This window comes from Salmonella sp. 741265055_HSA (assembly GCF_046569525.1).
In the GTDB taxonomy this organism is placed as follows: domain Bacteria; phylum Pseudomonadota; class Gammaproteobacteria; order Enterobacterales; family Enterobacteriaceae; genus Salmonella; species Salmonella enterica.
Genome location: NZ_JBKFSQ010000005.1, coordinates 164,060 through 171,071 on the forward strand (window position 1 = coordinate 164,060; position 7,012 = coordinate 171,071).

Consider the following 7,012-nt stretch of genomic DNA (forward strand, 5'->3'; position numbering starts at 1 on the left):
CGGCTATCTGCAGAGACCGCTCATTTGATACAAGCCCGCGATTCCCTTGTGGGCAGGTAGGTGGTAGTTAACCCGACATTGCTGTGCTCCCCATTTCACCGTCAGTTCGCCCTTATCCGCCAGACCAGTGAGATAAACCTGGCTATCAGTATCCACCAGAGCAGCACTGCCATCCTGCCCATTGACTGTAACCTGCGCCCCGAAAGGAATGGCGCTACCATCTTCCCGTTTCAGCGTCATCAGTGCCCTGGCCCCGATGCGAGTGTGAAACTTCGCTTCCACCACCGCCCCTTCGGTTGGCACCACGCGCACATCGGTTTGTGTGACCTCTGCGTCATCCGGTAGTCGCGACGGATCGAGGCTGACTGTATTCTCCTGATAGACGCTCAGGTTGCCCACTGTGGTGTCGCCACGAAAATCCGTCTTAACGCCAGGCCAGCCGCCAACTGGCACCCCCGAGGCCCCTGGCGCTTCAACCAGCGCCACTGAGCCTTGCAAAGGTTGCCCCAGCGTCACACCATGATGGTGGATAACTATACCTCCCGCGATATTGACTCCCATCTGGCGCATCGCCCGGCTGTAGCTATAGTCACCACCTAACAGGCCGTAATCCCCATTCCATGCCAAGTGCAATGCGCTGTTATTACCACCACCTGGCGGGGCATCGGCACGGTAACTCTGACGCACCTCCCAATCCAGTTGCTGACTGAATGCCTCTCCGTTGACCCCCACTTGTTGCGTCTGACCACCGTGTGATGGTGAAGTCATCTGCCAACTAGCACTTACATTATTCCCCGTCCAGCGGCTTAATGGCATACTGAACCACAGGCTGGTTATGTTCTCTTTACGGTGCTCGCCATTGCGCCACAGCGTTCTGTTTTGATTCCAGTTCAATGACAGCGAGCCCCCTCCGATAGAGGTTCCCCAACTCAGTCCGTAGCTGTCATCATGACCGGGGCGATTACGCCAGTCGGTACGGGAACCGGTTAAACTCAGATTGCCCAAATGCCTCCCCCATGACTGACTCAACATCAGGGTGGTACGCGAGCTCGGCTGCAAATTTTCCCGCCACGACCATAGACGGTTGCCATCATGTCGATAACTGTCGAGCACATCGGATAGGGTGTTATAGCCCTGCGAGGCATACTGCCATCTCGTCAGAAAAAAATTTGTCCCCGTCGCAGTCAGCTGGTTGCTGTAACGCAGTCGCCAGGAGGCTCCTTGCTGTACCGCTTCCCCCTGACGCTGACTGTGTGTGTCGCTTCCATCGACAGATAAACTCCCCCACCGCCCGAGAGATCCCCCCAAACCAAGCAATGCAGCTTGATAGTGCGTTGCACTCTGTATACCGCCGTATGCAGTGAGATTCCACGGCAGACCATACATCAACGTAGCCAGCGCGATCTGCGCCTTATCCGTTGCAGAGTCTGACGATCGGTATCGGCCCGCCAACAGGCTGTACTTCAAATATCCCTGGTGCAGTGCTATCGCCGGGGTCTGATACGGCACCACAAACATTTGTGTACTGCCATCGGCCTCCCACACGGTGACATGCAGATCACCACTACTGTCTGTTACCGACAGATCCCGCAGTGCAAACGGTCCGGGCGCCACGGTGGTGTTGTAAATGGTGTAACCATTCTGTTTGACCTCCACCCGAGCCTGCGTGCGGGCAATCCCACGCACTACCGGAGCAAACTGCCGCTCACTGTAGGGCACCATGTTGTCATCAGATGCCAACATCACACCGGTAAATGGCACACTATCAAATATCTCCCCCTGCGAAGTCTTTTGCCCCAGAGTCAGACGACTTTTTAGTGAGTACAGTCCACGCTCAGCATAGGTATATGCTGCCTGCCACTTCCCCGACCGTTGACTACTCCGCTGCCAGCTGGTCGCATTGCGGACACGCCACGCACCTATATTGATTCCCGGTTGCAGTTGTACCCAGGAAGAGTTGTCACGCCTCTCCATATCCATTTTGTAATCCGTCTGCGTTGTCCTCGCACTGTAGTTCATCAGAAACGCCGGAATACCATCATCCCAGAGATCTTCAGGAGCGATCCCCTTAAATTTCGTACGCAACGCCACCTGAGGAATACTCAGTTGCAGTTGCTGATTATTGATATCCAGTACCGCTTTAGCCTGTGGAATGGCGCTCAGATCCGCACACTCATCTGGGGTCTTTGCTGCTTTCCACAACTGAGGGTAATCTTCCGTTTTTACGCCGTAGCGTGAAAGCTGACTGTCCGTCAAACAAGGAGCCAGAAAAGGCGTTCCTTGCCCATCCTTTTCCAATTTGAACACCACATCACGGGTGTCGACACGTTTACCATTCACCATCACGTCCACTCGATAAGTCCCTGGCTGTTGTACCCCCTGGTTAAAGAGCGACATATCAACCCCTTTCGCTGCATCGCCCAACATTGATGCATCGAATGTGTAAGCGTGCGCATTTGCGCAATGAACCACTCCCGCGATGAACAGTAGCAAGGCAGGTTGTTTGAACTTCATTTTCTGCCGCTAAATCCTTGAATTTATTTAAAAACGTAGTGGAACGGATGACTTTCACCACCTAAGTCTGTAATAATTTTCCACTCGACATCACCACGAGTGCCACCTGGCATATTTAGTGTTTTGTCAGCAAAGGGGGGGATATACTCAAGCCCTGTAATGGGCTTTCCCCCTACTGTGACAGAGGCTAAATTCATGTAAAACGGGGTGGGGTTCTCTACCTTAAGTTTGTTGCCCGTCTCCACCCATCTTAAATTTCCTGCAACATCTTCCGGCGTCCCCTTCACGGCATCCGGGCGGAAAATCAGCTTGTCACAGGTGCTGATGGACAAATTGAGGTCAAGGGTCGCGCCCTTAGCCTGTGTATCCGACGGTTCATTTTCGGGTGGTAGCGCCTTTATACAGACCCACTGTAAAGTCTCACGATCCGTTGGCATGTCACCACCAGTACGGATAATACGCAGTTGACTCTGCTGGTTCGCTTCTAAACGAAATAGAGGCGGCATCACCATAAAGGGGGCTGGCGAATTTTTGTCTTCTGCTTTGACTGAAGACTGAACCAAAATAGGGTAATCCTGCGGGTTGCTCACCGAGAGCGTCGCGCCGGGTGTACCAGCGTGATAAATCACCCGTGTAGCTCCCAGCTTCACGCTGAATGATTTAGTGGCTGAATTTAATTGCTGCCTGGCGGCATATACTGAAACCATAGAATTAGAGGCGAACAAAGCTACCGCCATTAAAACAAAATTGATTGTTTTCATATCAAAAATTGTAAAAGAAAAATGAAAAACTTGATGTGTATTACGCCTTAAACAAGGCGCAATACACTAATAGTTGTTTACTATTAAGGCTGATATCCCACTACGTCTACAGTCAGTGGGTACGTATCAGGTGGGATATTCTGATCCCGCACAAGAGCAATATTAACTGGGTCATTGACACCAAAGGTGTACCAGCGCAACCCATTCCACGTTTGCGGGCTTTGAGCGTTGCTTAGACTCTGACTTGAGAAGCCCACAGCGACTGTGCTGCCACTATTTTTACCAGTTATGTTCCACATACTGCCAAGATCGTTCAGCATCGAGCTAGAAACCCCCCTGACCCCGTATTCTTTAATAGAAGTAGAATTAACTGTAAGCTTCGCAACAACCGTATCTAGTTTACCCGTCCCAGCAATTAAGCCCGGCGCTTGTTCAAGCGATATAGTTAAATGTTCGGGAGCGGCAAAGCTAATATCCACTGATTTCTCTTGCTCTGTGTTCGGCAAAAATGAGCCAGCATAACAACTAGCAGCCATCATGCTCAACGCACTTGCGATAATCAATTTTTTTATGCTTTTCATTTGAATAACCACCTTTTTTTTTAACCAAATTAAAATAATCCAGCACATCCAGAATACATAACACCATACCAAATCTTACCGTATGGAAAAATCCGTGGCTGGTAATAACAGCTTGTACTTATTGGTATTTGTTACCAATTCAAATAAGTAATGTCATAAAAATCTATATATCAGTGCACCTCTTAATCTGAAAAAAATTGCGTTATTGCCAATATAAACAGTGTTGATGTTAACATCGTGTTGTCAGGGTGGAATAGAATACTAGTCAAAAAGCAATTATACCTTCCATTTACATTCAAGTGATAACATTACAATGACCCCCACCACACTGGGTGTGGGAAACTTATCTTCGAAGAGAGGATAATTATCAGGCATCGTTGCAACATTGTTTATATTTAAACATACATCTCCTAACTCGACGGTAAGATTATCAGTTAACTTTTCCTCGCAGGGAAGATCTTTAATGGAAAATCTTGTTTTCCGAAACGGAAAAGCAATTATAACGCTCCAGCGAGGGTCTCAACACTAAGAGCTGACTGACACAGGCCAGACTGATTATACAGGCATGAAAAAGCTCTCCCCTTCCTTTCAGTTCTTGCTGGATTATGCAAACGTCGCACCACCTCCCCGTGAACATGGCACATTAATTTGAAGCAGCTCTCATCCGGTATCGCTTTTCAGTGCAGCGAAATTCATCGCAGGTGCCCCCGTAAATAGACCCGTTTTAGTTCCATGCATTTTTAAGATTCCGGCCAGATAACGTTATTGGCGGTATTCCTTGGGTATCATATTGTTCCGCGATTCATGTGGACGTTCGCAGTTATATTCTGATAACCCTTTATCCGTAATTTACCGCACCTCATTCAGCGTTCTGAACAGATAAGAATTGAGTATTTCTGTACGGTATGTCCGGTTAAAACGCTCGATGAAAACGTTTTTCTTCGGCTTACCCGGCTGGATAAACGCCAGCTTTACTACATGTTTCTTTGCCCATTCAGCCAGTGCCAGCGAGATAAATTCCGGTCCCTTATCCATACGCAGCATGGCCGGATAACCGCGGTTGCTGTAATCCTGTCGAGTACACGGACCACTCGCAGAGCTGGCAGATTCAGATCGATTTCTATCGACAACGCTTCACGATTACAGTCATCAACAACATTGAACGTGCGAAAACGACGCCCACAGACCAGCTCTGGTTCAGCGCTTCCGGCGTGACCTGTGGCGAGGGATTGCGTACCGGCAGCCGTTGTTTACCCTTACGGCGAAAATTCAGCTTGAGCAGACAGTAAATACGGTGGAGCCTTTTGTGATTCCACGCGTATCCCTGCCGCCGTATCCAGACTTCCAGTTGTCCCTGGTGGCTTCAGAAATACCGGCCTCCCGGTAGACATCTTTAACAGTCCGTCCGGATTCGACTGCTCTAATCACAGCGATGATCTGGTGCGCAGTAAAACGGGCTTTACGCACAGCGATCTCCTGCGTTGGCAGATTGATTATGCCGGATGATCTCTAAATGTGAATGGCTCGATTATGCGGGATACTTACATACTCACGCGTTGAGAGACTTTCAGTTCGTTTGTACGGTGAATGGATGCCGCAGGCGGGGTTTATTAACGGGATGCCCGTCAAGGTGCGGGTAATGAGGGATTGCATCGTGATCACGCCGCAGCATACCCACGGACTCTTTGTCTGTATTGAAGGGATGGGCGTGACTTTTATTAATCAAAAGAAGGTGAAAGCGTGGCTAAAAACCTTTCCGGGGGCGCTGAACAATACCGGAGATATTCCGGTGATTAAGTGGAGCAGGCTCGAAAGCGGGATTTGATGGGGGTTAGATAATAAAACCCGGGAAGATTTTATTTCTTTCCCGGCTTTTTTCATAAAATACTATTCATGATAATTCATTAATAAACTCATCAAAAGATTCAGATACAAAAGCTAATTCTTTTTCATCCATTAACCATATGTATATTTTCCCATAGTCTTTATCTTTCAATGAAAGTAAAAAACAATTGCCACCCTCATCATCAGCAAAAGGAACCATATCTTTTAGTTCAAGAAAATCATCAATTAAATCTTGATAGGTTTTTTCTATCGGAACTTTTCCATACTTTATTGAAATGAACCCAGAAAATAATAACGGAGAAGGATGTGCACTTTCAGCTAAATATCCACCATTATTTTCAAGATAAAAATTCCTGAAGCTATCAGGAAATTTTTTACTGAAATATCTTTCAAACTCATAAAATTCATCATGAGTTAGTTTTTTTTCTGACTCTTCAATCATTAATCGCATCCTCGTGCTCCGCTGTTTCTGGCCGGATGAGTATACTCTATGCCAGTTGCAGTCTTATACTGACTAACCCCACCATTATGGTTTATACCTCTATGAGCCTGCTTTTCTATTAGCTGCATTGTTCCTTTATTAGTAACAGGATCATAATCATCAAGGTGGTGCCAGACATATCCTCTTGGGGTTGAAACTTGATTTAATCCAGCCTTCGCATTTGCTCTCTGGAAATCAATATCATAATCACCTGAATATTCAATAGTAACTACTGGGTTAACTCCGGGTCGTTTATTATATAACGCATTACTATTTGAATAATCTAATCCACCGCCCGAAGTTTTAGTTACTCCTGTATAACCGCGATCTTCCAGTTTAGTTATGGGATCGACAGCGAGGCCAAGTGGATCGATCCAGGTCAATGAATTAGGCGCATACTGATAGAGATTCAGCCCACCCCGGATCGAAATAGGATCCTGACTGACGAACCGTCCACACTCCGGTGCATAATATCTGAACAGATTATAATGCAGCCCCGTCTCGTCGTCAAAATACTGCCCCGGCAGCCGCAGCGGCTGGTGAAAGTACGCCCCGCTGTTGCTGATGTCCGCCGCATTCTCTCCAAACCCCCTGATATACCCCGCCCACACCAGCGTTCCGTCCGCCGCCGTCACCTCCTGCGGCGTGCCCGTCACGTCCGTGTGGTAATACCACACCTGCCTGCTTTCTCCCCGCCCCGTCACGCTCGCCACCGGCGTGTACGGCTGTTCCGCATCGTACAGATAGGTCCGCCAGCCCTGCTGCTGCACGTTCTCCTGCAACAGCCTGAACCCCTCCCACACAAAGTCCGTCCGGCTCCGCGCCGTATG

Annotated in this window: 7 protein-coding genes and 1 pseudogene; 1 reads left to right on the plus strand and 7 read right to left on the minus strand. The window is 48.4% G+C overall.

The genetic code is table 11. The features are described from left to right. Nucleotides 1–3 precede the first annotated feature (3 nt). The 5 genes and pseudogenes from ACLD4K_RS04815 to ACLD4K_RS04835 all read right to left on the minus strand — a co-directional run bounded on the left by ACLD4K_RS04815 (nt 4) and on the right by ACLD4K_RS04835 (nt 5,323). Entirely contained in the window at nt 4–2,514 is a 2,511-nt protein-coding gene (locus ACLD4K_RS04815; protein ID WP_411011465.1) for a fimbrial biogenesis outer membrane usher protein, read from the minus strand. 23 nt (nt 2,515–2,537) lie between these two features. Then, a complete protein-coding gene (safB, locus tag ACLD4K_RS04820) occupies nt 2,538–3,275 on the minus strand; it encodes a pili assembly chaperone SafB (RefSeq protein WP_001558160.1) in 738 nt (245 codons plus the stop codon). Nucleotides 3,276–3,358: 83 nt separating this feature from the next. After that, a complete protein-coding gene (locus ACLD4K_RS04825) occupies nt 3,359–3,856 on the minus strand; it encodes a pilus assembly protein (protein ID WP_080209587.1) in 498 nt (165 codons plus the stop codon). 762 nt (nt 3,857–4,618) lie between these two features. Beyond that, a pseudogene (locus tag ACLD4K_RS04830) lies at nt 4,619–5,192 on the minus strand (integrase core domain-containing protein); the annotation flags it as partial. Continuing rightward, complete coding sequence (locus tag ACLD4K_RS04835) at nt 5,126–5,323, minus strand: transposase (protein ID WP_411011466.1); 198 nt, start codon at nt 5,321–5,323, stop codon at nt 5,126–5,128. The gene ACLD4K_RS04835 and the pseudogene ACLD4K_RS04830, both read right to left, overlap by 67 nt. A gap of 52 nt (nt 5,324–5,375) precedes the next feature. Here ACLD4K_RS04835 and ACLD4K_RS04840 point away from each other — a divergent pair, with 52 nt between their 5' ends. Next, the gene (locus ACLD4K_RS04840; RefSeq protein WP_411011467.1) at nt 5,376–5,681 is read left to right on the plus strand and encodes a SymE family type I addiction module toxin; all 306 of its coding nucleotides are present in this window, start codon (nt 5,376–5,378) and stop codon (nt 5,679–5,681) included. 66 nt (nt 5,682–5,747) lie between these two features. On the opposite strand, the gene ACLD4K_RS04845 is transcribed toward ACLD4K_RS04840, so the two are convergent. Both ACLD4K_RS04845 and ACLD4K_RS04850 read right to left on the minus strand, forming a co-directional pair. After that, on the minus strand, nt 5,748–6,143 hold the full coding sequence (locus ACLD4K_RS04845; RefSeq protein WP_411011468.1) for an SMI1/KNR4 family protein: 396 nt from the start codon (nt 6,141–6,143) through the stop codon (nt 5,748–5,750). Further along, the coding region (locus ACLD4K_RS04850; RefSeq protein ID WP_411011469.1) for an RHS repeat-associated core domain-containing protein at nt 6,143–7,012 on the minus strand (870 nt) is incomplete at its 5' end. The genes ACLD4K_RS04850 and ACLD4K_RS04845, both read right to left, overlap by 1 nt.